This is a genomic window from Armatimonadota bacterium (assembly GCA_031459765.1).
GTDB classification, from domain to species: domain Bacteria; phylum Sysuimicrobiota; class Sysuimicrobiia; order Sysuimicrobiales; family Kaftiobacteriaceae; genus Kaftiobacterium; species Kaftiobacterium secundum.
This window is the reverse complement of record JAVKHY010000002.1, coordinates 302,497-329,211: the sequence shown is the minus strand read 5'-3', so window position 1 is coordinate 329,211 and position 26,715 is coordinate 302,497. Positions and strand designations below refer to the sequence as shown.

Here is a 26,715-nt window from a genome sequence, read left to right as displayed (position 1 = left end):
GACTTTCGGACGCAGAGGGTCCTCCTGTTCCTGAGTCGGGCTGTCGATCGGAGACGACCATGATGGACGCGCGCAAGCATACGGCTCGGCGGCGGGTCCGCACCGCCTGTCAGCGCTGCGGCAGGCCGATTCCGCCCGCGGCTCGCAGGCACGGGGATCCCTTCTGCTCCCGCGTCTGCGCCGAGGCCACGTACGGAACGCATCCCCGGAGCCGCGCCGGTCGGATGGTGATCGGAGGGGTGCGTATCCCGACGGCGTAGCGCCTTCGTAGAGGAGAAGGTCCGGCGGCCCTGGAGCGGGGATCCAGTGCACACGCACTTCAAGATCCGCACCGACCCCGGGTCGGTGCCGGGATTCGAGTTCACCTCGCAGCCGTCCTTCGATGACGCCGTCACAGACCAGGTACACGCGCAGCCGCCCTACAACTAGAGAGGCCGCCGGGACACGACAAACGCCACCGACGGCGTCTTCCGCACCGGCGGGTCGCACCTGATCCTCCCGGTCAGACGGGAGGGCAGGGCTACGCCGGAACCTTCGCTCTCGGCCTCCGCCTGACCTGACCCACACCATAACCGCAACATCGGCCTTACACAGCCGTGACGATGCCGGGGGAAACTTGGCGAGGGAGGTGATCTGCGATGCCTCGGAAGGTAACGGTGTTGACGATGGTGTCCGTTGCGGTTCTGGGTCTGGCGGCCGGCGTGGCCTACGCGCCCTATCACACCCAGCCCACTCCGCCTCCCTCGGGAGACTCCGGCTCCTCGAGTCTGGCCGCGGCCATCGCGCAGGCGAAGACCGCCGCCGCGCACGCGGGATACGCGGCGGGCAGCAATGCGGTGGGGGCGGCGAAAGAGCATCTCGGTCATGCGTTGGTCTGCATCGAGGGAGCCAAAGGTGAGAACGTGAACGCCGCCTGGGACAACCCCTGTCAGGGGATGGGCAACGGCGTCCTGGCCGATCTCCGGCGGGCCAACGCCAGCGCGGCGCTGATGGCCAAGGCGAAGGACGCGGACGCCGCGGCGGTGGCCGGGATGAAGAGCACGGACCTGGCCAAGATCAAGACCTCCGCGCAGCAGGTCGCTACGTTGATGCAGCAGGTGGCCCAGGGAAAGTAGCCCGCACAGCCGCATCGGAGATGACGAGTGCCCGAGATGCGCGGCATCCCGGGCACTCGCGTTCCAGCCGGTCGGTCCGGCTACATCCTGTGCACTACTTCCCGATGCCCTTCTGGACGACGTACTGCTGCGCCCACTCCGCGCTCTGCGTGGTATGGCACTTGTACGTGCAGGAGTTGGCCTGACGCGGGCCGAGCCGCAGGGTGTCGGCGGGCGGCAGGGTCTTGAAGGTATGTGTGGAGACCGTGCCGTTCGCGATCACACGCGGGGTGTGGCAGTCGGTGCACGTCACCTGCCACTTCTGATGGCCGGTGTGCGCCACGAACCGGCGGGCCTGATCCTGGTGGCAGGAGGTGCACAGCGAAGCCTTCGGTTTCTTCAGCTGGGAATAGGCGACCTCCGTGCCGGCGTGCGCGTCATGGCAGACCACGCATCCCATCCTGGCATGGGTGTAGTGCTTGCTCTTCGTGTAGTCGATGAACTGCTGGCGGTGCCGGCTACTGGTGCGTTGGTCCGGGAAGATCGACGCGGCGTCTGTCATCGGGATCGGCGTGAATCCGGCGAGCAGCGTATCCGGCCGTCCGAGGACGTACGTGGTCGGGAAGCCGAATCTGGTGGCGTTGTCGGTCCCACGAATGTGGCAGGAGCCGCAGGCTTCCGCGGTACGATCGATGATGATAGTGGCTTTGGCCGGCTGCGCGACATGGGCCGATCCCGGTCCGTGGCACGACTCACAGCCGATGTTGAGCTCGGCCCAGGTGCGCGTCTGGGGATCATACCCCGTGGTGTGGCAGCCGATGCATGCCGTACGCCAGTTGCTGAACTCGAGGTCCCCGCTCGCCGTCCGGCGGATCGTGTAGGTCTTCAGAACATGGTTCCATTCGTGCGGCGTTACCAGCAGTTCGCCGCCGCGCCGGATCACGTACCGCTCCTCCTTGTACCACCCTCCCAGCACGTAGGCGAAGTCGAACTCGGCCAGGTTCGGCGCGTTCGGCGCCTGGAGATTCCCATGGATCTGGTCGCGCGTGGCCGGCCGGACCATCTTGCTGTGGAGGGTGCGCTTCCACTTCGCGGCCACGTCGGCGTGGCAGGTGGCGCACCTCTCGCTACCGACATACGTTCTCCCGACCTGGGCCTCGGCCACCGGCGGATGGCGCGGCGAGACGATCAAGGCGAAGGCAACGATCACCAGCCCGGCAAGAAGCGCAAAGATGGCACGCATGGGCGGACCTCCAGGAAGGAGATCAGTCTCCCCTGGGGGCCAGCGTATGACCGTGTCGTAGGGAACGTACATGATGCAGGCGTACCATTGACCCGCAGGATGCACTAGGCAGAAAGAGACCCACAGCTCTCAGGCGCTCGCCGGATGGGAACCAACGTGCCCGCCGGGTCGATGCGCACCCGACGGGCGAAGGGGGCGGAACGTGCGTACTATTCGAAGGCTTCGAAGAAGGGAGGGAAGGTCAGCAGCAACCCGAGGCCGAGGAGGATGAGCGTCCAGAGGAAGGCGGGGGCGAAGCGCACTTCCTTCCTCCGCCACACCGATCCAAGGACGATCCAGGCCGCGAGCCAGACGATCACGGCCAGCGTGCTCTTTCCGGAGAGCGGCCCCACGGGGCGAGACCAGCGGAGGGCGTTGGCCAGGCCTTCAGACGCCGCGGCCCCCGTGGTGAGGAGGCCGAGGGCGAACGAGCCGATGCCGGAGGCCAGGAACGCGGCGGCTACGGGTCCGTTGGGCTTGGTCCTCGCCTGTGCCATCACACACCCCCCTAGCGAATGGCAGCGACCTTGTTGATGAAGGCTCCGAAGATCCCGGCCACGCCCGCGGTCAGGAATGCCACCGTGAACAGGACCAGCGCGGCTCGGCGAACGTCCTGGCGGTGGGCCAGGTCCTCGCGGTAGTAGGTCACGGCGTAGGCCACGGCGGTGGCCAGGATCGGCGCGATCCAGGCCACGTGCTCTTTCCACTCCATGCCGAAGACGTGCCAGCCCGCGGTGGCCGGGTCGGCCAGGAGCCTCGACCGGGGGCTGCTCGGATCGGCCGCGCGATACCAGGGATAGACGATCCAGGTCCCGGTGATCACGGTGAGCCAGGCCACGAGGGCCATGATCCATGACCCGGCGAGGAGCCGGCGCAGGCGCTCCCGGATACCGGCCACGGTGACCCATTCGGGGCGGAGGCTGTAAAAGCCGGCGAAGCCGCCGGCGAAGGCCAGGAGGAAGAGCGTGCCAAGGACGAGGCCGTGGATCACCGTCCAGAGTTCCCGCACACCAAGCCGCATAGCTGGACCTTCTGGACTCGGCGTTGCGCACTGTGTTCGGCCAGATCCGTGGGACTCCCTGCCTAAACAGTGAACCCCCTCCCGCGCTCTGGAACGTGCGCGGTCAGGCCGAGGACGGCGAGCCGCTCCACAAAGGCCAGAGCGCGCCGCTCCTCGCCGTGGATGCAGACGATCTGTCCCATGCGGGGGAGCCGGCCGACCCAGCCCAGCAACTCGTCGCGGTCGGCGTGCGCGCTGAAGGCATGGAGCACGCCCACCTGGAGCCGCACGTCGTGGGGTTCTCCGAAGATGTTCACCGGCGACACCGCGTCGGCCAATCGCCGCCCCAGGGTGTGCGCCGCCTGGAAGGAGACGATCAGCAGCTGCGAGCGGGGATCGCCGATGTGGTGGCGCAGGTGATGGAGGATGCGGCCGGACTCGCACATCCCCGACGTGGCGATGGCTGTTGACCGCGTAGGACTCCGCGCGCCGGCCCTGGAACAGCCCGCAGTCCAGCAGCAGGCGGATCCCGCCGGTCTCGACGAGGTGCATCGAGCCGGTGACCGTCCGGACCGCGCCGTAGGGGGTGACGCGCATGGGTGCTGGCTTTGACTTCTCGCCGCGTGCGGACTTCCCTCGGCCCGGCCGCTGAAGCCCGACCGCGGCTGCCCCGGGCGGAGGTTGCGCCGCGGGCTACTTTAGGTGGCTGCGGCAGACCCGGAGCGCCGTGGCCGCGGGGAAGGCGATGCTGTAGTTCTCGCTGCGGTTGCTGGCGACGAAAATCCCGACGACCTGGTTGCGGCGGTTGAAGACCGGAGCGCCGCTCGCGCCCTGGCTGAGGGCGGGGCGGAAGACGATCATCGGGGAGTGGATCCTCCGGCCGCCGAGGACCGCGGATGAGATGATATAGGTCACGCGCCCGCCGGCCGTGGTCCAGCGCCGGCCGGGATAACCGGCGACGCGGACCGATTCACCCACGGCGGGCGGCCTCGAGGAGAGCGCATAGGACGGCGTCCCCGTCGGCAACCGGGCCCGGACGACGGCCAGGTCTTCGACGCGGGCGCGGCAGACCGTCCGGCCCTTCACCCTCATCCCTGTGGGGAGCACGATCTCGGGTGCGGCGCCCACCGCGTGCTTCGCCGTCAGGATCGTCGACGGTCCGACCACGACGCCCGTTCCGTACCGGACGAGGTCGCCGCCCCGGGTGACCAGCATGGGAATCGCCCGGCGGTCGATTCCTCCCGGCGCCGCGCCGCCGTAGACCGGGGCGGGAGGTGGCGCAGGGAGTGGGCCCGGGGCGAGGAGGCCTGTCAGTAGCAGGCCGCACAGGATCGGGCCGGCCAGGCGGTGCCACCGCATCTCAGGCCCGAGCATGCCCGGAGGTCGAGCGGAGCAGTCGGGCGGGTCGGGGGATCTTGAGCGCGTTTCCCCGCAGAGAGGCGCGGCCAGGCGAACGTGGAGTCCGGCAGGCCCCTGGGGCTCGTGTGCGAAGAACCATCCGATGACTCCCGATGAGGTGCTGAGGATCCTCGAGGCCGCCGGAGCGGTGCGCCGCGGCCACTTTCTCCTCACCTCGGGGCGGCACAGCGACCTGTTCGTGCTCTGCGCGCAGGTCCTGCAGTATCCCGAACAGGCGGCGCGCCTGGCCGGGGCGATGGCCGAACCCTACGCCCGCACCCGCATCGATGTCGTCATCGGTCCGGCCGTCGGCGGAATCATCCTGGCCCACGAGGTGGCGCGCCGGCTCGGCGCCCGGGCCGTCTTTGCGGAGAAGGGCGGGGCGGAAGGCATGGTGCTGCGCCGGGGATTTGTCCTGCGCCGCGGGGAGCGGGTGCTGGCCGTCGAGGACGCCCTGACGACCGGGGGGTCGCTGCGCAGGGTGCTGGAACTGGTCCGCGCCGCGGAGGCGGAGATCGTGGGCGCCTCGGTGCTCGTCGATCGCTCCGGCGGTCGGCTGGACCTCGGCGTCCCGGTTCGCGCCCTGCTGACACTAGACGTCAAGGCGTGGGAGCCGGAGCACTGCCCGTTGTGCCGGGCGGGCGTGGCGCTGATCGAGCCGAAGGAACCGGTTTAGGGCTGCCAGGCGATCACCGGTCCCATCGAGAGGTCGCCGCCAGCGTCGGCGAGGCGGCGGCGATCCGTTCCGTCCGGGCGCATCGCGTACAGACCGAGGCCGCCGCGGCCGGCGAACAGGAAGGCCAGCCACCGGCCGTCGGGAGACCAGGTCGGGAGCATATTGGCGCCGTGGGCGGTGAGCCGCCGGAGATGGGTACCGTCGGCGTTCACGGTGTAGATCTGGGAATCGCCGACCCGCGCGACGACGAAGGCGATGCGCTTCCCGTCGGGCGACCACGCGGGCGCGTACCCAGTGGACAGCCGCCGCGGCGCTCCCCCGGTCGCGTTCACGATCATGATCTGCTGCTCCGCGCGGCCCACGCGGGTAACGTAGGCGAGCGACCGGCTGTCCGGCGACCAGGCCGGATGGAGCATGCCGGGCCGGAGCAGCACGCCGCTCAGCTCGAGTGTCTTCTCTTCCCGGCCGTGGGCGTTGCCCACGTAAGTCTCGGGCCGGGTGAGCTGGCGCACGCGGCTTCCGTCGGGACGCATCACGAACAACTGCGGCACCCCGCGGTCGCGCGTGGAGACAAAGGCGATCCACCGGCCGTCCGGGGACCAGGTGGGCACCATGTGGCGGCCCGGTGTCCGGGTGACCCGCCGTATCCCGAAGCCGTCGCCGGACATCACGTAGATTTGCGTGTCGTCTCCCCGGCGCCGGACGAACGCGATGCGCCGGCCGTCCGGCGAGACGGCGGGGAAGATGTCATCTCCATCCCCCGACGTCAACACCCTCCGGTGGCTGCCGTCCGCGTTCATCACGTAGATGCGCCATCGTCCGTTCCGCGTCGCCGCGTGGACGATGCGGCGCCCGTCGGGCGACCACCCCGGAGAATGCGCCGTGGTGCTCGCCGGGGTCAGGTACCGCGGGGCACCGCCGGTTACGCGGACGGAGGCGATGCGCAGCGCCCCGTCCTGGAAGGCGAGGAAGGCGAGGCGGCCCGCCGGCGCCGCACCGACGGCGGGCATCGCCGCGGTGGCCATCACGACGGCGGCGACGACAGCGAGGGCCCACGGAGCGGCTGCCGTGACGGTGCCCATTCTGCGGTTTCACCCGGACGGCTCGGCCGCGTACTCCGCCGCGGTGGCGAAGCGGCCGCCTTCGACGTCCTGGTGCGTGATGCGGTACTCCCGGTCGAAGCGAACGACCATGCGCATCAGCTGGTTGCACCGTGTGCCCAGAACGTCCTTGTACAGGGTGTAGCCGGTCACGCCGTCCTCCAGTTCCTGGACCAGGTCCCACCGGCGGTCGGCCCGCACCCGCACCACCTCGCCGCACCGGTCGCAGCGCACATAGAACACCACGGCGTGCGCATCGGCCGGCGACGCGGCGCCGCTCCAGCGCTCCCGGAGCCTGCGGAAGAGGCTCATCGCAGCGTCCTTTCGCGGAGGAATGCTCCTTCATCCTCCCCGAAGGCCACAGGGGACGATGGATCTGGGGAGCGGCGACAGGGGGTGGACGGCGGTGGCGCGCGTGATGCGGTTCCTGTTCGGTACGGGCCGGGAAGCGCAGGCCCGAACCCTGCTGCTGGAACACCTGGAGAAGGTGGGCCACTGCGTGGCCCGCTCACGGGTGGTCCTGGAGGATTACCTGGCCGGTCGCATCGAGGAGGCCAAGACCGGGGCCATCGAAGTGGACCACCTCGAAACCGACGCCGACAACACGCGGCGCGCGGTGATCGACCTGCTCTACCGCGGGGCCTTCCTGCCCATCGTCCGTCCCGACCTTCACGACTGGGTGGAGCATGCGGACCTGATCGCCGACGCCGCCGAAAACACCTGCGATTTCCTGCTCGGTCAGCGTCCGGAGATCCCCGCCGAATACGCGGAGCCGATGCGCCAGATTTATCAGCACACCGTCGAGATGTTTTCCGTCCTGCAGGAGGCGGTGGTCAACTTCTTCGCCGCCGCCGACGAGGGCCTGATCCGCGACCGCCTGAAGACCGTGGGAGTTATCGAGTCCACCATCGACGACATCGAGTGGAAGCTGACACGCCAGATTTTCACCTCCCCTCTGGCGATCGGGGCGCGCATCCACCTGAAGGGTTTTCTGGAGACTTTGACTGAGATCTCGGACGACATCGAGGACGCCGGCGACCGGCTCGAAGTGCTCCTCCTCGGCCTGAAGATCTGACGATGCTCGGCCTGCTGGCGGGGCTGTACCTGGGCTGGGGCGTGGGGGCCAACGATGCGGCCAACACCTTTGGACCCCAGGTGGGGGCGGGCGTGGTCGGCTTCCGCGCGGCGACCGTCCTCACCGCAGTCTTCGCCTTCGCCGGCGCCGTCATCGAGGGGCCGAAGGTGTTCCCCATCCTGGGCAGCCTGACCCCGCTGACGCTGGAGCGGAGCGTGATCGCAGCGCTGGCCGCAGGCCTGACCGTCAACATCCTCACCGCCTTCGGCCTGCCCATCTCGACCTCGCACGCCATCGTTGGAGCACTCGCGGCCCAGGGGCTGGCGGCGGGGAGGGGGATCCAGACGGCCGCCCTGGCCAAACTTAGCGTGGCCATCGTCACGGCCCCGCTGGCCGCCGCCGTGATCGCCAACCTCCTCTACCGCCTGCTGGCCAGGACGGGGGCCAGGAGGTTCGGCACAATCATCTTCTACCCCGGGGTCGTGCGCGCCGCGGGAGTGGTCGTGGGCTGTTATGCTTCCTACGCCCTGGGCGCAAACAACGTGGGCAACGCCATGGCCCCCTTTGTCGCCGTCGGGGTGGTCGGCCCCGGGGTGGGGGCGGCGCTGGGCGGGGCGGCCATCGCGGCGGGGGCGCTGACCTTCAGCCACCGGGTGATCATGCTCGTCGGCAAGCAGATCACCCCGCTGGGGCCCTACAGCGCGCTGGTGGCCTCGGCCGCCACCGCCATCACCGCCCATCTGTTCACCCAGGTCGGCGTCCCGGTCTCGACATCCCAGTCGATCGTCGGCGCGGTCATCGGGGTCGGCCTGTCCAAAGGACTCGCCGGGATTGACCGCCGGATGGTCTGGATCATCCCCGCCGGGTGGCTGATTTCCATCCTCGCCTCGGCGCTGGTCGCGGCGGTGCTGGCGGGGGGATCCGCCGCGCTGCGGTAGGGGTCGGCGCCGGCGGATCAAGGAGACCGGGCGGGCCGCACGGAACAGTGCGCATCGGGGGGGATGCCAGATGCCAGACACGATCCGTCTGGTTGACTATTACTATGTCATGACCGCGGACCGGCCCGGCGAAGGTGCCCGGGTCCTCGGCCACCTCAAGGATGCCGGCGTCAACCTGCTGGCCTTTCACGCCTTCCCCAGCGGCCGACGGGCGCAGTTGAACCTGGTGCCGTCGGATGCGGCGGCGCTGCGGGCCGCCGCGCGGAAGGCGAAGTGGAAGCTGGTGGGCCCGAAGAAGGCATTCCTGCTCACCGGCGACGACCGCACCGGCGCGCTGGTGGACCACTACAACAAACTGGCGCAGGCAAAGATCAACGTCGTCGCCACGGACGCCGTTGCCGTGAGCGGGTACTACGGCGCGATCCTGTGGGTCGGCCCGCGTGACGTGAAGAAGGCGGCGCAGATCCTGGGCGCGGTCTGAACCCCGCCGACGGCCGCCGGCGGGCGGCCCGGCCGGTCAGCGCTCGTCATGCGCGCGTGCGGCGCGCGCCGCCCGCCGGGCCGCGCGCAGAGGCTCGGGGGTTCTTCGCCCGCGCCCCAGCGCGAGGACGACGGCGGCGGCGACCTCGGCGCTGGTGCGCCACGCGGCGTGGGCGACGAGGGGGCGGAGGCCGCGCCGCGGGCGCACCCAGGAGGCCACGACTTCGTCGCCGATGCACAGCGGAGTTGTCGCTCCGTCGTCGTCGGCGGGCGGGGGGCCGTCGGCCAGCAGCGGCCGGTGTGTCACCCCCACCGACGGCAGGTCCAGGCGCGCTCCCAGGTGCAGGGCCAGGCCGGCCCGGCGGGGATGGTCGCGGCCGGTGGCGTCGACGAGGAGGACGTCGGGCCGCCCGGGGAGGGCGCGCACCGCCGCTTCCAGCAGGGGCCCCTGGCGTAACGCCAGCAGTCCCGGAATGTAGGCATATCCCGCCAGCTGCCGGATGACGGGCCCCACGACGACCTCGTCGCCCCGCACCAGGGCCGCCGCCGCCCAGCCGCGATCGCCTGCCGACCCCGGGCCGCGGGTGCCGCGGACGAAGCAGACGAAGCATCCCGCCGCTGACCAGTGGTCTTCCGGAGGCCGCCAGGGCGGCGGCGCGAGCGCGGCCAGCTCCCGCTGCACCTCTTCCAGTTCCTCCGACGTGGCCGGCCAGGGCTCCATCAGAGCAGCCGCGCGCCGACCTCCTCCGCGGTGATCTCGATCAGCGCCCCCTGCGTCTTCCCATCGCCCATCGTGCAGTTGACGACGAGGGTGGGACCAACCCGCACGATCCCGGGCGACTCGTGCACATGCCCGCAGGTCAGCACCCGCGGGCGCAGGCGCGTCATCATTTCCAGCACCTGCGCCGAGCCGATGTGCCGGCCGGTGGGCACGAGGTCGAGCGTGCCCCGGGGAGGCTCGTGCACCACCAGCACGTCTACCGCGCCGTTCACCGACGGCCCGCCGAAGGTGACGCCTCCGATCGTGATCGGCTCCGCGCCGGCCAGTCCGCCGGCCCGCCGGATCTCGCCTGCGGCGAAGGGCGCATCCATGTTGCCCGGCACCGCCAGAACCGGGACGGGGAGATCGTGCAACAGGGCCAGGGCCTCCTTGCCGAAACCGGCATGGGTCAGATCCCCCGGCAGGAGGACCACCGCAGGCGAATGCTGCGCCACGAGGCTCCGGACGCGGGCGATCCGCTCCGCTCGCCCGTGGAGATCGGCACAGGCCAGAATGCGCATAGCTGCACCAGCCATTGTAGCAGTCCGGGGCCGTCCCCTGGCAGCCCGGGAGAGGAGGCCGTGCCGTCGAGAGGAAAGTCCGCAATACGGGGTGAGCACCATGGCACTGTTACAGGAGATCCTCGCTCGGTCGGCCTCCCAACATCGGCACCTCTGCCCCCGTCAGGTGCTCGGCGCGCGGATCGGGCTGGCCGCGGCAGAGGCGCTGGGGGTGTCACTGCCGCCGCCGCGCCGGCGCCTGTATGTCTTCGTGGAGACCGACGGCTGCTTCGCGGACGGGATCGCGGCGGCGACCGGCTGCACCCTCGGCCATCGGACGATGCGCCTGGTAGACCTCGGCCGGGTGGCGGCGACGGTGGTCGATCTGCGCACCCGGCGGGCGGTGCGCGCCGCCCCGCGCCCGCAGATCCGCCAGCGGGCCCTGGAGGTGTCGCCGGGGGCGCGCAGCGGCTGGCACGCTCAACTGGACGCCTACCAGCGCCTGCCGGTGGAGGAGTTACTCACGGTACGACCGGTGGCCCTCACGGTCGCGCTGGACGACCTCCTCGGCCGGGCCAGCGCACGGGTGACATGCGCGGGGTGCGAAGAGGAGGTCATCAACGGGCGTGAAGTCGTCGTAAACGGTCGGATCCTGTGCCGGGCCTGCGCCGGGGACACCTACTACCACGAGGAGATCGCGTGAGCCGCGGCGCCCGCCGGCCCGTCGAGTCCTTCTATCACCTGCGAGACCTCTCGCTCGACGGTCGGGCCTGCCAGGGCACGGCCTGTTTCGTGGCCCGGCACCTCAATGCCGCCCGGTGGGCCGCGGCCACCTCCGGGATCGCACGGGTCTATTGCCTGGGCAAGTGCTACCTGGCCCCCGCCGCGAACGAGGACAGCCTGCGGCCGCGGATCGAAGCCCGGGCCCCGCAGACGATTGTCCTGGAGCGCCTCGTCGAGGGCGGGGCGACGACGCTGGCCTCCTACACCGCCGGGGGCGGCTACGCCGCGCTGGAGGCGGCGCTGCGACAGCCTCCCGTGGAGGTGGTGCAGGCGGTGGAACGCGCGGACCTGCGCGGCCGCGGCGGCGCCGGCTTTCCGACGGGAAGGAAGTGGCGTGCCGTCGCGGCGGAGCCCGGGTCCGTCAAGTACGTCGTGGCCAACGCCGATGAGGGCGATCCGGGCGCCTATATCGACCGGTTCATCCTCGAGGAGGATCCCTTCTGCCTGATCGAAGCGATGACCATCGCCGGGCACGCCACCGGCGCGCGTCGGGGCTACATCTACCTGCGCAAGGAATATCCTCAGGCCCGCGAAGTTCTCGTCAGGGCGCTCGACGAGGCGCGGCGCGCCGGGCTGCTCGGGGACCGGATTCTGGGCTCGCCGTTCTCCTTCGAGGTGGAGCTCGTCCTCGGCCAGGGGAGCTACGTCTGCGGGGAAGAGACGGCCCTGCTGAACGCGATCGAGGGGAAACGGCCGGAAGTCCGCACGCGTCCGCCCTATCCCGCCACCTCCGGTCTCTTTGGCCGTCCCACGCTCGTCAACAACGTGGAGACGCTGGCCAGCATCCCCTGGATCGTCCGCCACGGCCCCGAGGCCTATCGGCGCCTGGGATTCTCGCGCAGCCGCGGCACGAAGGTCGTCTCGCTCAACTCCCTGTTCCGGCGGCCGGGACTGTACGAAATCGAGTTCGGGGTCTCGGTGCGCCACATCGTCGAGGAACTGGGGGGCGGGTTGACGACCGGGCCGGTCCGCGGCGTCATCATCGGCGGCCCGCTGGCCGGGGTGCTCCCGCCGGAGCAGTTCGACACGCCCTTCGGCTTCGAGGAACTGCGGGCGGCCGGCGCGGCCGTGGGGCACGGGGGCGTGGTGGCCTTCGACGGCCACACCTCGATCCTGGAGCTCGTCCACCACGTCTTCCGCTTCGCGGCCTTTGAGTCCTGCGGCAAGTGCACGCCCTGCCGGGTGGGCTCCGCCGCGGTGGAGCGCATGCTGGCAGAGGGGATGCAGGGCCGCCTGCCGGCGGCGGCGCGTGCCGAGTTCGAGGCGATCGTCCCGGCGCTGCGCCAGACCAGCCTGTGCGGCCACGGAATCGGGCTGGGGGAGTTCGTCGAGAGCATCGTGCGCTACTACGGAAAGGATGTGGCCTCGTGGTTCGGGTCACGGTAAACGGTCGGACCTGCGAGTTCCGGGACGGTCTGACCGTGCTGGCTGCGCTGGAGTCCATCGGCGTCCACGTTCCGCAGGTGTGTTTTGATCCCCGGCTCGCGCCCTACGGGGGGTGCCGGCTCTGCGCGGTGAAGATCGACGGCTTCCCGCGCCCCCCGACGGCCTGCACCACGCCGCTCGCCGACGGCATGGTGATCGAGAGCCACGCGCCGGAAGTGGAGTCGCTGCGCCGCAGCCTCCTGCGGATGCTGGCCCGCCGGTACCCTCGGGACGCCGTCCTGCGGGATCCGGACAAGGAGTTCCATCGCTACCTGCGAGCCTACGGGCTCACGGACGAGCTGCCCGGGTCTGTGGCCCCTGAGGTGGACGAGTCACACCCGTATCTCCGGGTGGACATGGCGCAGTGTATTTCGTGCTACCGCTGTGTGCGGATCTGCGAGGAGGTGCAGGGGCAGTTCGTCTGGCAGGTGTGGGAGCGTGGAGACCGCAGTAAGATCGTCCCCGACTCCGGCGGCGCCTTCGCCGACAGCACCTGCGTGAGCTGCGGGGCCTGCGTCGATACCTGTCCGACCGGGGCCCTTGAGGACCGGTCGGTGCTGGCCGAGGGCGCGCCGACGACGTGGACCCGGACGACCTGCCCCTATTGCGGTGTGGGCTGCGAGCTGCTCGCCGGCACGCGGAATGGCCGTCTCGTCCAGGTGAAACCCGTCCTGGAGGCGCCGGTGAACAAGGGGCATCTGTGCGTGAAAGGGCGCTATGCCTTCACCTTCGTGCACGCGCCGGACCGGATCACCACACCGCTGATTCGAGAGGGTGCGCGCTGGCGCGAGACCTCGTGGGATGAGGCGATCTCCTTTGCCGCCCGGCGGCTGCGGGAGATCGCGGCGCAGCACGGCCCGCCAAGCGTCGGGGTGCTGGGGTCGGCGCGCGCCACCAACGAGGAGAACTACCTGGCCCAGAAGTTCGCGCGGGTCGTGCTGCAGACCAACAACGTGGACTGCTGCGCCCGCGTCTGCCACGCGCCCAGCGCCGCGGCCCTCCGGGCGATGCTGGGCACGGGGGCGGCCACCTCCTCCTTCGACGACATTGAGCGCGCCCGAACGATCCTGCTCTGCGGGACCAACGCCACCGAGAACCACCCCATCGTGGGCGCGCGCATCAAGCAGGCCGTGTTGCGCGGCGCCCGGCTGATCGTGATCGACCCGCGCCGGATCGAGCTGGCCGACTACGCCGATTACCACCTGCAGCTGCGGCCGGGCACGAACGTGCCGCTGCTCAACGCCATGGCCGCCGCCGTCCTGGAAGAGGGGCTGGCCGACGAGGCCTTCCTGGCGCTGCGGGCCGACGGCGTGGAGGCCTACCGGGAGTTCATCCGGACCTACGCGCCGGAGCGGGTGGCGGACCTGTGCGGCGTCGAGGCGCGGTCCATCCGGGACGCCGCGCGCCTGTATGCGACCGAGAAGCCGTCGCTCATGTTTCACGGGCTGGGCGTCACCGAGCACACGCAGGGCACGGAGGGTGTGATGTGCCTGGCGAATCTGGCCCTGCTCACCGGCAACGTCGGCCGGCCCGGCACGGGGATCAATCCGCTGCGGGGGCAGAACAACGTGCAGGGCGCGGCCCATATGGGCTGCGAGCCGGACAACCTGACCGGGTTCGTGCCGGTCGCGGACGGCCGGGCGCTGTTCGAGCAGGTCTGGGGGGCGCCGATCCCCGCGGCCGGAGGCCTGAACGCGATGCAGATGCTGGACGCCGCCCGGGCCGGCGCGTTCCGGGCGCTGTGGGTCATCGGCTGGGACGTCCTCCTCACCAATCCCGACGCCGGGACGACGGAGCAGGCCTTCGCCGCGATGGACCTGGTCATCGTCCAGGACCTTTTCCTCCAGGAGACGGCCCGCCGGTACGGCACGGTCTTCTTCCCCTGCGCCTCGTCGTTCGAGAAGGACGGCACGTTCATGAACTCGGAACGGCGCGTGCAGCGGATCCGGCAGGCGCTGCCGCCGGTCGGCCAGTCCCGGCCCGACTGGCAGATCCTCTGCGCCGTGGCCGCGGCGATGGGGAAGGGGGAGCACTTTGCCTTTCGGTCCGCCGAGGAGATCTGGAATGAGATCCGCAGGGTCTGGCCCGCCGGCGCCGGCATCTCCTTTGCCCGGCTGGAGCAGGGCGGGTTGCAGTGGCCGTGCCCTTCGGAGGACCATCCCGGCACGCCCCTGCTCCACGGCCGGGGTTTCCCGATCGGGGCGCGGGCGACGCTGCGCCGCATCGCGTACCGGCCGACCCCCGAAGCGCCGAGCGCGGAGTTCCCCTTTGTGCTGATCACCGGCCGGAATCTCTATCAATTCAACGCCGGCACGATGACCGCCCGTACGGCCAACAGCGAGCTGCGTCCCTCCGACGTGCTGGATCTCCACCCGGAGGACGCCCGGGCGCTGGGGCTGCGGGACGGCGAGCGGGCCGCGGTCCGCAGCCGCTACGGCGCCGCCGTCCTCCCCGTACGCCTGACCACGGCCGTCGGACCGGGTGTGGTCTTCGCCACCTTTCACACGGCGGAGATCTTCCTGAACCGCGTCACCGGCCCGCACCGCGATCCCCAGACCGCCACCCCGGAGTACAAAGTCACGGCGGTGCAGATCGCGAAGGCCTGATCTCCTCCGCCAGCATCGCCTCCGCCGCGGCGACCTCCTCCGCCGTGTTGATGTTGAAGAACAGCCGTTCCGGCCGGCCGAAGGGTGCGATCTCCGAGGCGTCCACGAACCGCACGGAGCGGCCCGCGGACTGGATGAAGGCGTGCAGGGCGGTCGCGCCGCGGGCCAGGGCGTCGGCGAGCGGGCCGAGACAGGACCGCGTGTAGACCGCGACGAGCGGTTCGATCCCCCGCTCCCACCTGGGGACGGTGATCTCGGCCTCGGGGGCGATCCGGATCAGAAAGCGCAGAAACTCCGCCGTCAGCAGCGGCATGTCCACCGGGATGACCAGCATCCTGGGGTGCCGGCTGCGGCGCAGGCCGGTCAGCACGCCGGCCATCGGCCCGCGATCGGATATCTCGTCGGCGACGACGGGGACGCCGCGGCGGGGCGGACCGGCCTCGCGGGCCACGATCAGGAGCCCGTCGACGAGCGGCGCGCACAGGGCTACGGCCCGATCCAGCAGCGCCACGCCGCCCACGATGACGTCGCGCTTGTCCCGGCCCAGGCGGCGGCTCCGTCCCCCGGCCAGGATGATGCCAGAGACGTCTGCCATGGGGGCAGGCACGGCGGGCCTCCCCACCGGGAATCCCGCCGTGCCTCCGTTACGGGTGCGCGAACTTTACGGTTCCTTGGGCCAGGGACCGACGATACCCGGCGCGGCCCATTCCATCGTGGTCAGTTCCGCGACGGTCATCGTCTTCCCCGCCGGGACCACCAGGCGCCCCTTGCGGTCCCGGATCGGTCCGGTGAAGGGGTCGAAGGCCACCGGCGTCCTCGACATCTGCGCCAGGCGGCGGTTCACCAGGTCGTAGACGGAGATCTGGCCGAACTCCCGGGTCTGCACCTTCACCGCCTGCAGTTTCGGGATCCAGACGGGGTTGACGGGCACGCCGAAGTCGCCGCCGAGTTCCACCGCCTTCTCCGCCAGCAGCCACCAGTAGTCGACGTTCTGCAGGTTCTCCGCGGTGTATCTGCCGGCCAGCACCTTGGAGAGGAAGTCGATGTAGATGCGCTCCCAGTGCACCAGCTGTCCCGAGACGACGTGGCGCGGGGCGAAGCGTTGCATCGGCGAGTAGTGGCCGAAGCTGGGAAGGTTGCGCTTGCTGGCGACCTGCACCACGGTGGGCGAGTCTTCCGTGAAGGCGAAGACGTCGACGCCCTCGGCGATCAGCGCCTCGGTGGCCTCCTTGGCCTTCGCCGGGTCGAACCAGGAGAACAGCCAGCGGACATGCACGGTGGCCCGGGGATTGACGGCCCGCACGCCCAGGGCGAAGGCGCCCATGTGCCGTTTGACCTCGGGGATGGGGAAGGCCCCCACGTACCCTACCTTGCCGCTTCGGGTCAGCGCGCCGGCCATCAGCCCGTTCAGGTAGTAGACCTGGTAGAAGTCGGCCATGTAGGTGAACATATTGTGGTTGCGCTTGAACCCGCTGGCGTGGCCGAAGATGATGTTGGGGTAGCGCTTGGCCATGGCCAGGGTGCCGTCCATGAAGCCGAAGCTGGTCGTCAGCACGACCCGGGCGCCCTGCTGGATCAGCTTGTCGATGAAGGGCTCGACCTGCGCCTCAGGCACCGATTCGACGTAGAGCGTTTCGATGGGCAGCTGTTTTTCGGCGATCTTCCGGCCCTGGTCGTGGGCGTGCGTCCAGCCGTAGTCGCCGATCGGTCCGACGTAGATGAAGCCCACCTTCAGCTTCGCCTGAGCCCCCCCGGATGCGGCGAAGGTGAGGATCACCACCACGACGAGCAACGCTCTGAGCACTCGCATCGTTTCCCTCCCCCGTCCGACGCTGCACTATCCTACCTCGCCCGCCTCTGCACCTCCTTCTTCAAGATTCTCCGCGCGTGTAGGGGATCCCCAGCGCCTCCGGGACGCCCTGGGCGCCGCCCCGCCGGGTGACCACAGCCAGCACCAGGATGGTGACGGCGAAGGGCATCATCTGCAGCGGTTCCGGAGCCACCCAGGTCTGGAGGCGAAACGAGAGGTGGAACAGCGCCCCGAACAGGAAGGCGCCGGTCGCGGCCCGCAGCGGATCCCAGGAGGCGAAGATCGTGATGGCGATGGCGATCCAGCCCAACCCCACGGTCATCCCCTCCGTCCACGACGGCCGGTAGGCCACGGAGAGCAGGCCTCCGCCCACGCCGGCCAGGGCGCCGCCGAAGACGACGGCCAAGTAGCGCACCAAGAAGACGTTCAACCCCATGGTGTCCACGGCGGCCGGCGACTCCCCCGTGGAGCGGAGGATGATGCCCCAGCGCGTGTGATACAGGACGAGCCACAGCATCCCGGCCAGCAGCAGGCCGCCGTAGGTGAGCGGGGAAATCTCCGGCAGCGTGTTCAGCAGCGGCAGCCCCTCCCAGCGCCGTCCCAGCAGGGCGGAGAGGCCCAGGCCGAGCATCGTCAGGGCTAGACCGGAGACGTACTGGTTGGCCCGAAGGGTGATCACGACGAAGGCGTGCAGCAGGGCGGCCAGCGCCCCCACGCCTGCGGCGAGCAGCAGACCCAGGTAGGGAAGCCCGCTGGCCTGGGCCAGGGCGAAGGCGGCGAAGGCGCCGAGGACCATCATCCCTTCGACCCCGAGGTTGACCACCCCGGAGCGTTCCGCGTAGACCTCCCCCAGCGCCGCCCAGAGCAGGGGCGTGCCCAGGGCGATCCCGCGCACGATCGTGTTGAGGATCCACTCGCCGGCCATCAGCGATCACTCCCCGGCGCCTCGGAGGCGACGGTCTCGGGCGGGGCGGCCGCGGGCTGCCGGGCCCCCCCGGGGGCCCAGCGCAGCCGCCAGGAGAGGGCGCGCTCGCTGCCGATGAGGCAGAACAGGATCAGTCCGTTGAAGACGTCGGTGACGCGGGCCGGCATCTGCAGCGCCACGCGCATCACGTCGCCGCTGGCGAAAATCAGGCCCAGGAATGCGGCCGTCCCGATTGCCGCCAGGGGGCTCCCGCGGGCCAGCCAGGCGACAATGATCGCCGCGTAGCCGAATCCCAGGGAGATCTGGGTGGGGTCGAGCAGTCGGTGATGGATGCCGCCCACCTCCCCCACGCCGGCCAGGCCCGCCGCCCCTCCGGCGATCACCATCACCAGCATCGTGGTCCGCAGCGGGTCGACCCCGGCGTAGCGGGCCGCCTCGGGGTTCTCCCCCTGCATCCGGATCTCGAAGCCGGCCCGCGTCCGGGCCAGCAGGTACGCCACCGCCGCAGCCAGCAGGAGCCCCAGCATCAGCGTGGGCCAGTGGACGCGCGTGTCGGCGATCGTCGGGATCCGGGCCGCGGCGGGGAAGGCGTTGGTGAAGGCGAAGCCCCGCATCTCCGGGCCCTTCCACGGACCGTGCACCAGCCACGACACCAGGTACAGGGCGATGTAGTTCATCATCAGCGTGGAGATGACCTCGTTCACCGCGAAGCGCAGCTTGAGGAGCGCGGGGATCAGCCCCCACAGCGCGCCGCCGACGAAGCCGGCGGCGAACATCGCCGGGAGCTTCCAGGCGTCGGGGACCGGGGAGAAGAGCGCCACCCAGGTGGCGGCCGTGGCCCCCAGGAGGATCTGGCCCTCCGCGCCGATGTTCCAGAACAGCGCGCGAAAGGCCAGCACCAGCCCCACCCCGGCCAGCAGCAGAGGGATGGCGTTGCGCACGATCTCCGGCGCGGCGCGCGCATTGAACAGGGTGCCCCGGACGATGACGCCGTAGGCCCGCAGCGGCGGGACGCCGTAACTCCAGAAGATGGCGCCGGCCAGGGTCAGGGCCATCCCCACGGCCAGGGCGGAGATCGCCAACGTCCAGCTCCAGGAGGGGGCGTCCCGACGCTCGACGACCACGGGCCCGACTCTCACGGCCGCTGTCCCGTCATCATCAGTCCGATCCGTTCCCGGTCGGCCTCGGCGGCGGGCACGACGGCCACGACCTGGCCGCCGAACATGACCACAATGCGGTCGGAGAGGGTAAGGATCTCGTCCAGGTCCTCCGAGACCAGGAGGATCCCGGCGCCCTCCTCGCGCCGGCGGAGCAGCAGCGTGTGGATCTGCTCCGTGGCGCTGATGTCCAGCCCCGAGGTGGGGTGGGCGGCGATCACAAGGCCCGGCTCTCCGGACAGTTCCCGCGCCAGGATCAGCCGCTGGACATTGCCGCCGGAGAGGGTCCGCGCCGGGGCGCGCGGGGACGGCGCGGCGATGCCGTAGGCGCTCATCATGCGCAGGGCGAAGCCGTGGATGGCCTGAGGGTTGAGCAGCGGGCCGCGGGAAAAGGGTGCCTCGCGGTAGCGGCGCAGCACCAGGTTCTCGGCCACCGACATCGCGCCCACGATCCCCGCCCGCATCCGTTCTTCCGGAATGTGGGCCGCCCCGGTCTCCAGGACCATCCGGGCGTCGCCGTTGGTGACGTCCCGCCCCAGCACCCATACCCGGCCCCGCAGGATCCGGCGCAGCCCGGTGATCACCTCGACCAGTTCCCGCTGGCCGTTCCCGGCCACGCCCGCCACCCCGACGATCTCCCCCCGCTGCACGGTGAAGGACGCGCCCCGCAGTGCCGGCAGGCCGCGGTCGTTCAGCGCCCAGACCTCCTCGAGCCGGAGGCCCTCGCCCCGGGGCGCGGCCGGGGCCCGGGTGAGCCGGAACTCCACATCGCGCCCGACCATCATCCGCGCCAGCAGGCGCTTGTCGGCGCTCCCGGCGGCCAGCGTCTCCACCACCCGGCCCTTGCGCAGCACGGTGATGCGGTCGGCCACGGCCAGGACCTCGTCCAGCTTGTGGGTGATGAAGATCACGGCGTGGCCTTCCTCCGTCATCCGGCGCATCACGGCGAAGAGGCCCTGCGCCTCCTGCGGGGTGAGCACGCTCGTTGGCTCGTCCAGGACGAGAATCTCCGCGCCGCGCATCAGCGCCTTGAGGATCTCCACCCGCTGCTGCTCGCTGATGGAGAGGCTCCAGACCGGGGCGCGGGGATCCACGACCAGACCGTACCGGTCGCCCAGTTCCCTGATGCGCCGTTCCACCTGACGGGCCGGGAACAGGGCCGGAGTCCCCTCCAGCCCCAGGCACACGTTCTCCGCCACCGTGTGCCGGCGGACCAGGAGGAAGTGCTGGGGAACCATGCCGATGCCCAGGCGCAGGGCGTCGCGGGGGGCCCGGATCCGTACCGGCCGGCCGCGCAGGAGGATCTCGCCGGCGTCGGGCTGGTGGATTCCGTACAGCACCTTGACCAGCGTGGTCTTGCCGGCGCCGTTCTCGCCCAACAGCGCGTGCACTTCGCCCGCCTGGACGTCAACCGTCACGCGGTCGTTGGCCACCACCCCCGGAAACTGTTTGGTGATCTCCTTCAGCAGCAGGAGCGGGGGAGCGGACCCTGCAGGCCGCGATGCGCTTGACATCAACGCCGGACGTCGAGGTTGGTGGATGTAGACGGATTCAGCAGGGTCCCGCCGGCTCCCTGTCGGTCTTCCGGCCGATGGTCAGGACTTTTCGTGCGGACGACGGGATCCTGTAAACGGGGAGCGGAAGGCGCCCGGTCTTCCGGTCAGGCCTTGGCCTCCTTCGGAAGGGCGCCGAACGCCAGCCAGGCCGCGAGCACCAGCGCGATGAGGCCACCGAGCACGGTGGTCCAGCGCGCATGGGCGACCCCGGCGACGTCCGCGAAGACATAGGTAAAGATGATGAACCAGATGCCTACCAGACCGTTTACATACTGCACCCAGGCCTGGAGGCGCATCCGCTTGTCCAGCGCCGCCCAGCCCGCCAGGATGAACAGCACCGCCCCGCCGATGATACTGGCCCACATCGGGCCGGGGCGATTCTGGAAGCCGAGCGCGAACGGCGCCACGACGAACCAGAGTCCGAGCAGGGCATTGACCACGTTTGCCCACACCATCGTCCGTCACCTCCGGTCTGCACCCAACCGGACAGCGCCTTCCGCTCCACCCTCTAGTGTTCCTCCGCGGACGGGCGAGGTCAATCCCGTCGCGCGCCCGGAGGCGGGCCGCGCTGGGGAGGAAAGGGAATGGCAGGCAGGCTTGTCGCCGTTAATTTATTTTTTCCTACCCTGAAAAGATGCCGAACAGCGTCGAGGCAAACAGGGCGTACACGATCGTCAGGAAGATCCCGGCGACCAGTTCGTGCCGGTCCGGAACGCCCAGCCAGCGCAGCGACATCCAGGTCAGGGGGAGGACGATCAGGCAGTTCACCAGCACGAACAGGACCATCTCTGAACCTCACCCACAGACGATGGTGGAATCACCGGTCAGTTCATACCCGTCGAAGGTCTTACACTATTCCACAGGCCGGCCCCATTCCTGCCTCAAGAAAGAGGAAAGGGACCCCGCCCCCCCGGGGTCCCTCCCGGTGATCGACCGCTCCGCTAGGATGCGGCGGAAGCGGTGCGACCGATGAACGCCTTCCCCGGCCTCCAGGGCGTGCCCAGGAGCGGCAGGAGCACCCGGTCGAGCCCGTAGTGCCCCGCGACCTTCCAGGACAGGATCAGCAGCATCGCGGCCGTGAAGAGCAGCGGGTTGGTGCTGGCCGTTCCCGCCATCATGAAGTTCCAGTTCATGAAGGCGCCGAAGAAGGCGGCGATGCCCACGAAGGCGCCGACGATGAGGGCGATGCCGACGGCCAGCTCCCCGTAGGCCACCAGCTTGGCGAACCAGGTGTAGGACTGCGTGTCCAGCAGGTACTGGATGAAGGTGCGGTACCAGTCGAAGGCGATCGGCGGCCGTGCCGGAGGCGGCGGCACCTGGATCGCCCGCTCCCAGAATCCCTTCAGGGCCATGCCGGTGCCCGTCCAGGCCTCCACCCCGACCTTGTGCCGGGCGGCCTCGATCCACTGCCAGCCGAGCCAGATCCGGACGGCCGCCCACAGCCAGGCGAACCGGGTGGTGCTGAACAGGGTCCGTGCGAAGGGCGGGTCGCTGTAGACCTCGACCAGCGCCGACTCTACCTTCGCCATTTGTGCTCCCCTCCTTTGGGTCCGGGCGGTCGTCTCGCCCGCGGTGTTCACCCTGTACACAGCGTGTTCACTCTGAACGCTGCGTTTCCTTGGTCCACTGCCAGCCTATGGTCCGGATGATCCGGGGGCTATCGGGCTGCGGCGGCATCTTGTCCTCGGGCTCCGGCCGGGCGTCGAATCCGTTCCACACCCTATAGTCGATGCGCGCAGAGCGCGCGTAGAGTAATTCCTACAAGGGGAGGCGGCGTCCATGGAGCGGATCGCCCTCGTCCTGAGCGTCCTGGCGCTGGTCGTCAGTGTGGCGGCCCTGGCCGGACGGGGACAGGGTCCGCCCGAGGCGGTCGGCCCCCGGCCCCCCGCCACGCTGACCCTGTCCATGGTTGTCGCCACCTTCTCGGGGCAGGGGGTGGCCGCCCACCGCTGGTACCCGACGATGCTCGTCGTGCGCCGCGGGGACACCGTCGATCTCGCCGTCGGCAACCCCGACAGGTACAACCACGACTTCGAACTGACGGGGTACAACCTCAGGACCGGGAAACTCAGGCCGGGCAGCAGCCGGTCTCTGCGTTTCGTCGCCGACCGGACGGGGGTGTTTCTCTTCCGGTGCGCACTGCCCCACAACCCCGCCACGGGCGACTGCACGCCCGATCACGATCTGATGCGCGGCTATCTCCTCGTCACGGAGTGACGGGATGAGCAAGATGGTCGCGTGGACGGCGACGATGGTGTCGGCGGCGGCGATCGCGGTCGGTCTGTTCGCGCTTCGCCCGGCGGAACGGCGCCCCTCCGGCGCCCCGACCATCGACCTGGCGATGCTCATCACCGGGCAGGGGGGCATCGGCGGCCCGGCCACCAGCCACCTCTATGATCCCCAGATGCTCGTCGTGCGCCGGGGCGACACGGTCCGCCTGCGCGTGATGAACCAGTCTCTGTTCAGCCACGCCATCGAGTTCAGGGGCCTCAACGTCCGCACGAAGGTCCTGGCCGGCGGGGACGTGGATGAGGTGACCTTCCGCGCGGACCGCGCGGGGATCTTCGAATACCGGTGCTATCTGCCCTACGACCCGGCCGCCGGGTCCTGCTCGCCGGACCATGAGCGAATGATCGGGCACCTGGTCGTCCTCGACGCGCCGCCGCGCTAGATGATGTCTGCGAGGGTGGTGGTCGCGGTGGGATTGCGCAACCGCATCATGCTCCTCGTGGCGCTGGGGGTGCTCGTCGCCACCGCCCCGCTGGGGGTGATGGGTCTGGCGATGGTGCGGGCCGCGACCGACCGGGTGCTGGCCGAACGCCTGGTCATGGCGCGCACCACCGCCGAACACATCGATCAGGAACTGGCCCAGGGCTGGCGGTCCCTGAACGGGTTGAGCGCGCGCCTCAGCCCGCACCTGGCGCGGTCCGACTTCCGGGCCCTCCGGCGCGAGCTGGCGGTCTCCTACCTGCAGATGCCGCTGTTCTCCGGGGGGATCGCCTACCTCGATCGAGGATCGAAGATCCGGGTCGCCGAACCGGAGGAGGCGGTCCTGTTCGAGCCTCTGGCGCGCTCCCCCCTGCTGCAGCAGGTGCTGACTTCGGGCCGGCCGCAGGCGAGCAGCCTCATCCGGCGGGCCGACGGCAGGCCTGTGGTCTTCTTCGCCGTGCCAGTCTTCGACGGTCCGCAGTGGATCGCCGGAGCATTGCTCGGGGCGATCGACCTCACCACACCGGCGCTGTTCACGTTTATCAGGGGATTGCCCATCGGGGAAACCGGCCATGCCGTCCTCGTGGGCCCGGACGGCATCGTACTTGCCGGGACCGACCCTGATGAGGTGTTCTCCCGGAACGAGCATCCCGACTTTTTTGCCCGCTTGATCGCCGAGGGCCGGCCGCTGGTGGGGGCGAGCGAGGAGCGGCGTGAGCCGAAGGGCCGCAGTCCCCTTCACCTCATGGCCTTTGCGCCCCTGGCGTCGGCGCCGTGGGGGCTTGGGATCGGACAGAGTGAGGCCGAAACCTTTGGCCCGCTCTGGCGTCTGCGCGACCGCGTCCTCCTCTTTGAGGTCGTCGTGCTCGCCGTGGCCCTGCTCTTCGCCTGGCTCGACACCGGAGCGGTGGTGGCCCCGCTGCGGCTCCTGCAGCGGGGGGCGGAGCGTATCGCCGCAGGCGATCTGGCGCAGCGCATCGAGGTGCGTCGGGGGGACGAGCTCGGCGCGCTCGGCCAGAGCTTCGAGACGATGCGCCTCCGGCTGCTCCGCTCCCTGGAGGAGAACGCCCGTCTGCAGGAGCGCCTGCGATCCGTGGCCATGGTGGAGGAACGGGAGCGTATTGCCCGGGAGATGCACGACAGCGTCGGGCAGGTGCTGGGCTACGTAAACACCAAGGTGCAGGCGGTCCATGCGCTGGTGAGCCAGGGCCAGATCCCGGAGGCCCTGGCCCACCTGGAGGAGCTGGAGCTGGCTGCGCGCTCGGTCTACGCCGACCTGCGGGAAGCCATCCTGAGCCTGCGCACCACCACGGGGCCGGATCGCCGCCTGATTCCGGTCCTGGCCGATTACACCCGGCGGTTCACCGAGCTCAGCGGCGTCGACACCCGGCTCGTCGTCGAGATCGACGAGGTCGAATTCCCGCCCACGACGGAAGTCCACCTCATTCGCATCGTCCAGGAGGCGTTGACCAACGTCCGCAAGCACGCCGCAGCGCGCCACGCGGTGGTCCGGCTGGCGGCGCGGGGCGGGGCGATTGTGGTCGCCGTGGAAGACGACGGCGTGGGGATTGGCGGGAAGGCCGCGCCCCCGACCGCAGGGTTCGGCTTGCAGACGATGCGGGAGCGGGCGGAAGCCATCGGCGGCACGATGACCGTCGGCGTCCGAGCTGGCGGAGGCACCGTCGTCGAGGTGGTGCTCCCGGGAATGGAGGAGGGCCGGCGTGCGCGTGCTGCTGGTTGACGATCACGCCCTCTTCCGCGACGGGGTGCGCAGCCTGCTGGCCACGCGGGGAGTGGAGGTCGTGGGCGAGGCCGGCGACGGCCTGCAGGCGGTGGAGGCGGCGCTGCGCCTGCGCCCGGATGTCGTGCTCATGGACATCGCCATGCCACGCATGAGCGGCCTCGAGGCAACGCGGCTGATCAAGGCCCAGGCCCCGCAAATCAAGATCGTCATGCTCACCGTTTCCGATGAAGACCGGATGGTGTTCGAAGCGATCAAGAGCGGAGCACAGGGCTACCTGCTCAAGAACCTCCGGGCCGGGGAGTTCTTCGACCTGTTGAGCGGGGTGGAGCGCGGGGAGGCGCCGATCACCCGCACCCTCGCCGCGCGGATCCTCGAGGAGTTCGCCGGACAGCAGCCGCAGGCGCCACCTCCGGAGGCGCTGACCGACCGGGAGCGCGAGGTGCTGCAGGCCGTGAGCCGGGGGGCCAGCAACCGCGAGGTGGCCGCGGCCCTGCACATTTCGGAGAACACCGTCAAGTTCCACATGAAGAACATCCTGGACAAGCTCCACCTCCGCAGCCGCGCCGAGGTCATCGCCTACGCGGCGCGCCGGGGGTTGCTGCCGGAGGATCCCGGCTGACCGCGGCGCGTCTTTGGAGCTGGCCAACGTTCTGCCCGCCCGTCTCCGCCTACCCGGACGGGTAGGTGCGGCCCCGCCAAGACTACCCGCCGGTGCGTTGTCGCGGCGTCCGCCCGGATCGTACCCTGGGGGTGGTGTGACGACGAGCGGAGGTGAGGACGATGCGGTGGTGGACGGGTCTCCTGGCGGTGACCGTGCTTCTGGCGACGCTGCCGGTGGGCAGCGCGCTGGGCGCGGCGAAGGCGCAGAAGCTGACCATCACCCTGCGCGAGATGAGCTTCACTCCCGCCAGGGTCACGCTGCAGGCCGGGACCAAGACGCAGATTACGCTCCTCAACAAGGGCAAGGTCAAGCACGAGTTCATGGTTTACGACACGCCCGCGGGCAAGATGGACGAGAGCGAGATGCACGCCTGGGCGGAGGAGCACTCGTACTTCAAGGGGGTTGAGGTCGAGGTGGAAGGTGGCGGCATTGCCGTCGAAGGGGAGGAGATCTTCGAGGTGGAGGTCGGCCCCGGCCGGTCGGCCGAGCTGACGTTCACCCCCAGGCGCACCGGCACCTTTGAGATGGGCTGCATGGTGGAAGGCCACTACGAGCAGGGCATGAAGGGCGTGGTCGTGGTGAAGTGATGAATAGCGGCGGATGGACGATCTTCGGGGCGGTCCTGCTCGCCGCGCTGCTGGCCATCGGGGGCGCGTATGTCGTCTTCCAGATTTACGTGCCTCCGGTCTCGGCCACGGCGCCGGTCACGCCCGAGGTCCGGCAGGTCGGCCTCTACCTGCACTCCTTCGAGGCGGGCGAGCGGAAAGTCCACCACTGGATACCCGATGTGATTGTCGTCAACGCCGGCGACACCGTCATCCTGCGGGTCACCAACACCGACGAGGAGGATTCCCACGGCTTCGGTCTGGGGGCGTTGAACGTCGCCGTTCCGACCATCGCGCCGGGGGAGACCGTTACGCTGCGGTTTGTGGCCGCCCGGCCCGGCATCTACCACTATGCGTGCACTCTGGCCGGATGCGCCCGGGATCATCCCGATCAGATCGGGCAGTTCGTCGTCCTGCCCGGCCGGTGAGCC

32 protein-coding genes are annotated in these 26,715 nt (G+C 70.1%); 15 read left to right on the top strand and 17 right to left on the bottom strand.

The annotated features are described in order from the left end of the window. The first annotated feature begins 306 nt into the window (after positions 1 to 306). Positions 307 to 429, top strand: a complete 123-nt coding sequence (locus QN141_04385) for a hypothetical protein (protein ID MDR7557708.1) — start codon at positions 307 to 309, stop codon at positions 427 to 429. 209 nt (positions 430 to 638) lie between these two features. Next, positions 639 to 1,115, top strand: a complete 477-nt coding sequence (locus tag QN141_04380; protein ID MDR7557707.1) for a hypothetical protein — start codon at positions 639 to 641, stop codon at positions 1,113 to 1,115. 94 nt (positions 1,116 to 1,209) lie between these two features. Here QN141_04380 and QN141_04375 read toward each other — a convergent pair whose 3' ends face one another. The 5 genes from QN141_04375 to QN141_04355 all read right to left on the bottom strand — a co-directional run bounded on the left by QN141_04375 (position 1,210) and on the right by QN141_04355 (position 4,591). Further along, positions 1,210 to 2,337, bottom strand: a complete 1,128-nt coding sequence (locus QN141_04375; GenBank protein MDR7557706.1) for a cytochrome c3 family protein — start codon at positions 2,335 to 2,337, stop codon at positions 1,210 to 1,212. A 209-nt stretch (positions 2,338 to 2,546) separates the two neighbouring features. After that, positions 2,547 to 2,873, bottom strand: coding sequence for a hypothetical protein (locus tag QN141_04370; GenBank protein ID MDR7557705.1), 327 nt, complete (start codon positions 2,871 to 2,873; stop codon positions 2,547 to 2,549). A gap of 11 nt (positions 2,874 to 2,884) precedes the next feature. After that, positions 2,885 to 3,397, bottom strand: a complete 513-nt coding sequence (locus QN141_04365; GenBank protein MDR7557704.1) for a hypothetical protein — start codon at positions 3,395 to 3,397, stop codon at positions 2,885 to 2,887. A gap of 62 nt (positions 3,398 to 3,459) precedes the next feature. Beyond that, positions 3,460 to 3,837, bottom strand: a complete 378-nt coding sequence (locus QN141_04360) for an MBL fold metallo-hydrolase RNA specificity domain-containing protein (protein ID MDR7557703.1) — start codon at positions 3,835 to 3,837, stop codon at positions 3,460 to 3,462. A 232-nt stretch (positions 3,838 to 4,069) separates the two neighbouring features. Then, positions 4,070 to 4,591 (bottom strand): serine protease, encoded by a 522-nt coding sequence (locus QN141_04355; GenBank protein ID MDR7557702.1) that lies wholly within the window; start codon positions 4,589 to 4,591, stop codon positions 4,070 to 4,072. Positions 4,592 to 4,877: 286 nt separating this feature from the next. On the opposite strand from QN141_04355, the gene pyrE reads away from it, so the two are divergent. Beyond that, positions 4,878 to 5,450, top strand: coding sequence for an orotate phosphoribosyltransferase (pyrE, locus tag QN141_04350; GenBank protein ID MDR7557701.1), 573 nt, complete (start codon positions 4,878 to 4,880; stop codon positions 5,448 to 5,450). Here the strand turns inward: pyrE and QN141_04345 are convergent. Further along, the gene (locus QN141_04345; protein MDR7557700.1) at positions 5,447 to 6,532 is read right to left on the bottom strand and encodes a hypothetical protein; all 1,086 of its coding nucleotides are present in this window, start codon (positions 6,530 to 6,532) and stop codon (positions 5,447 to 5,449) included. The two genes, pyrE and QN141_04345, sit on opposite strands and share 4 nt — an antisense overlap. Positions 6,533 to 6,541: 9 nt before the next feature. Next, the gene (locus tag QN141_04340) at positions 6,542 to 6,862 is read right to left on the bottom strand and encodes a hypothetical protein (GenBank protein MDR7557699.1); all 321 of its coding nucleotides are present in this window, start codon (positions 6,860 to 6,862) and stop codon (positions 6,542 to 6,544) included. A 58-nt stretch (positions 6,863 to 6,920) separates the two neighbouring features. On the opposite strand from QN141_04340, the gene QN141_04335 reads away from it, so the two are divergent. The 3 genes from QN141_04335 to QN141_04325 all read left to right on the top strand — a co-directional run bounded on the left by QN141_04335 (position 6,921) and on the right by QN141_04325 (position 9,044). Then, complete coding sequence (locus QN141_04335; GenBank protein MDR7557698.1) at positions 6,921 to 7,625, top strand: DUF47 family protein; 705 nt, start codon at positions 6,921 to 6,923, stop codon at positions 7,623 to 7,625. A 2-nt stretch (positions 7,626 to 7,627) separates the two neighbouring features. Next, positions 7,628 to 8,563: an anion permease gene (locus QN141_04330; protein MDR7557697.1), complete on the top strand. Its 936-nt coding sequence runs from the start codon at positions 7,628 to 7,630 to the stop codon at positions 8,561 to 8,563. Positions 8,564 to 8,633: 70 nt separating this feature from the next. Continuing rightward, positions 8,634 to 9,044 carry a hypothetical protein gene (locus tag QN141_04325; GenBank protein MDR7557696.1) on the top strand — a complete coding sequence of 137 codons (411 nt, stop codon included), beginning with the start codon at positions 8,634 to 8,636 and terminating at the stop codon, positions 9,042 to 9,044. Between the two features lie 36 nt (positions 9,045 to 9,080). Here QN141_04325 and QN141_04320 read toward each other — a convergent pair whose 3' ends face one another. Both QN141_04320 and QN141_04315 read right to left on the bottom strand, forming a co-directional pair. Further along, on the bottom strand, positions 9,081 to 9,764 hold the full coding sequence (locus tag QN141_04320; protein MDR7557695.1) for an endonuclease V: 684 nt from the start codon (positions 9,762 to 9,764) through the stop codon (positions 9,081 to 9,083). Continuing rightward, entirely contained in the window at positions 9,764 to 10,324 is a 561-nt protein-coding gene (locus QN141_04315) for a metallophosphoesterase family protein (protein MDR7557694.1), read from the bottom strand. The genes QN141_04320 and QN141_04315 overlap by 1 nt, the downstream gene beginning before the upstream one ends. A 100-nt stretch (positions 10,325 to 10,424) precedes the next feature. Here QN141_04315 and QN141_04310 point away from each other — a divergent pair, with 100 nt between their 5' ends. The 3 genes from QN141_04310 to fdhF are packed head-to-tail and all read left to right on the top strand — an operon-like array spanning position 10,425 to position 15,117. After that, positions 10,425 to 11,006 (top strand): FmdE family protein, encoded by a 582-nt coding sequence (locus tag QN141_04310; protein MDR7557693.1) that lies wholly within the window; start codon positions 10,425 to 10,427, stop codon positions 11,004 to 11,006. Continuing rightward, positions 11,003 to 12,472: an NADH-ubiquinone oxidoreductase-F iron-sulfur binding region domain-containing protein gene (locus tag QN141_04305; protein MDR7557692.1), complete on the top strand. Its 1,470-nt coding sequence runs from the start codon at positions 11,003 to 11,005 to the stop codon at positions 12,470 to 12,472. Before QN141_04310 ends, QN141_04305 begins: the two co-directional genes overlap by 4 nt. Next, positions 12,454 to 15,117 carry a formate dehydrogenase subunit alpha gene (gene fdhF / locus QN141_04300; GenBank protein MDR7557691.1) on the top strand — a complete coding sequence of 888 codons (2,664 nt, stop codon included), beginning with the start codon at positions 12,454 to 12,456 and terminating at the stop codon, positions 15,115 to 15,117. Before QN141_04305 ends, fdhF begins: the two co-directional genes overlap by 19 nt. On the opposite strand, the gene QN141_04295 is transcribed toward fdhF, so the two are convergent. The 8 genes from QN141_04295 to QN141_04260 form a co-directional block, all read right to left on the bottom strand. After that, entirely contained in the window at positions 15,089 to 15,724 is a 636-nt protein-coding gene (locus QN141_04295; protein MDR7557690.1) for a molybdenum cofactor guanylyltransferase, read from the bottom strand. The genes fdhF and QN141_04295 overlap by 29 nt on opposite strands. A 54-nt stretch (positions 15,725 to 15,778) precedes the next feature. Next, positions 15,779 to 16,927 (bottom strand): BMP family ABC transporter substrate-binding protein, encoded by a 1,149-nt coding sequence (locus QN141_04290; protein ID MDR7557689.1) that lies wholly within the window; start codon positions 16,925 to 16,927, stop codon positions 15,779 to 15,781. Positions 16,928 to 16,988: 61 nt separating this feature from the next. Continuing rightward, on the bottom strand, positions 16,989 to 17,852 hold the full coding sequence (locus QN141_04285; GenBank protein MDR7557688.1) for an ABC transporter permease: 864 nt from the start codon (positions 17,850 to 17,852) through the stop codon (positions 16,989 to 16,991). Continuing rightward, positions 17,852 to 18,991, bottom strand: coding sequence for an ABC transporter permease (locus tag QN141_04280; GenBank protein ID MDR7557687.1), 1,140 nt, complete (start codon positions 18,989 to 18,991; stop codon positions 17,852 to 17,854). The genes QN141_04285 and QN141_04280 overlap by 1 nt, the downstream gene beginning before the upstream one ends. Beyond that, entirely contained in the window at positions 18,988 to 20,523 is a 1,536-nt protein-coding gene (locus QN141_04275; protein MDR7557686.1) for an ABC transporter ATP-binding protein, read from the bottom strand. The genes QN141_04280 and QN141_04275 overlap by 4 nt, the downstream gene beginning before the upstream one ends. A gap of 146 nt (positions 20,524 to 20,669) precedes the next feature. Continuing rightward, the gene (locus QN141_04270; protein MDR7557685.1) at positions 20,670 to 21,020 is read right to left on the bottom strand and encodes an SPW repeat protein; all 351 of its coding nucleotides are present in this window, start codon (positions 21,018 to 21,020) and stop codon (positions 20,670 to 20,672) included. A 166-nt stretch (positions 21,021 to 21,186) separates the two neighbouring features. Continuing rightward, the gene (locus QN141_04265) at positions 21,187 to 21,351 is read right to left on the bottom strand and encodes a hypothetical protein (GenBank protein MDR7557684.1); all 165 of its coding nucleotides are present in this window, start codon (positions 21,349 to 21,351) and stop codon (positions 21,187 to 21,189) included. Positions 21,352 to 21,506: 155 nt separating this feature from the next. Further along, a complete protein-coding gene (locus QN141_04260; GenBank protein MDR7557683.1) occupies positions 21,507 to 22,094 on the bottom strand; it encodes a DoxX family membrane protein in 588 nt (195 codons plus the stop codon). 250 nt (positions 22,095 to 22,344) lie between these two features. Between QN141_04260 and QN141_04255 the strand changes: the two genes are divergently transcribed. From QN141_04255 to QN141_04230, 6 genes are all read left to right on the top strand, one after another. After that, complete coding sequence (locus tag QN141_04255; GenBank protein ID MDR7557682.1) at positions 22,345 to 22,782, top strand: hypothetical protein; 438 nt, start codon at positions 22,345 to 22,347, stop codon at positions 22,780 to 22,782. A 4-nt stretch (positions 22,783 to 22,786) separates the two neighbouring features. Continuing rightward, positions 22,787 to 23,236 (top strand): cupredoxin domain-containing protein, encoded by a 450-nt coding sequence (locus QN141_04250; GenBank protein MDR7557681.1) that lies wholly within the window; start codon positions 22,787 to 22,789, stop codon positions 23,234 to 23,236. 15 nt (positions 23,237 to 23,251) lie between these two features. Beyond that, positions 23,252 to 25,015 carry a HAMP domain-containing protein gene (locus QN141_04245; GenBank protein ID MDR7557680.1) on the top strand — a complete coding sequence of 588 codons (1,764 nt, stop codon included), beginning with the start codon at positions 23,252 to 23,254 and terminating at the stop codon, positions 25,013 to 25,015. Next, a complete protein-coding gene (locus QN141_04240) occupies positions 24,996 to 25,637 on the top strand; it encodes a response regulator transcription factor (GenBank protein ID MDR7557679.1) in 642 nt (213 codons plus the stop codon). The genes QN141_04245 and QN141_04240 overlap by 20 nt, the downstream gene beginning before the upstream one ends. 161 nt (positions 25,638 to 25,798) lie before the next feature. Further along, complete coding sequence (locus QN141_04235; GenBank protein ID MDR7557678.1) at positions 25,799 to 26,266, top strand: cupredoxin domain-containing protein; 468 nt, start codon at positions 25,799 to 25,801, stop codon at positions 26,264 to 26,266. Beyond that, a complete protein-coding gene (locus tag QN141_04230; protein ID MDR7557677.1) occupies positions 26,266 to 26,712 on the top strand; it encodes a cupredoxin domain-containing protein in 447 nt (148 codons plus the stop codon). The genes QN141_04235 and QN141_04230 overlap by 1 nt, the downstream gene beginning before the upstream one ends. The last annotated feature ends 3 nt before the right edge of the window (positions 26,713 to 26,715 follow it).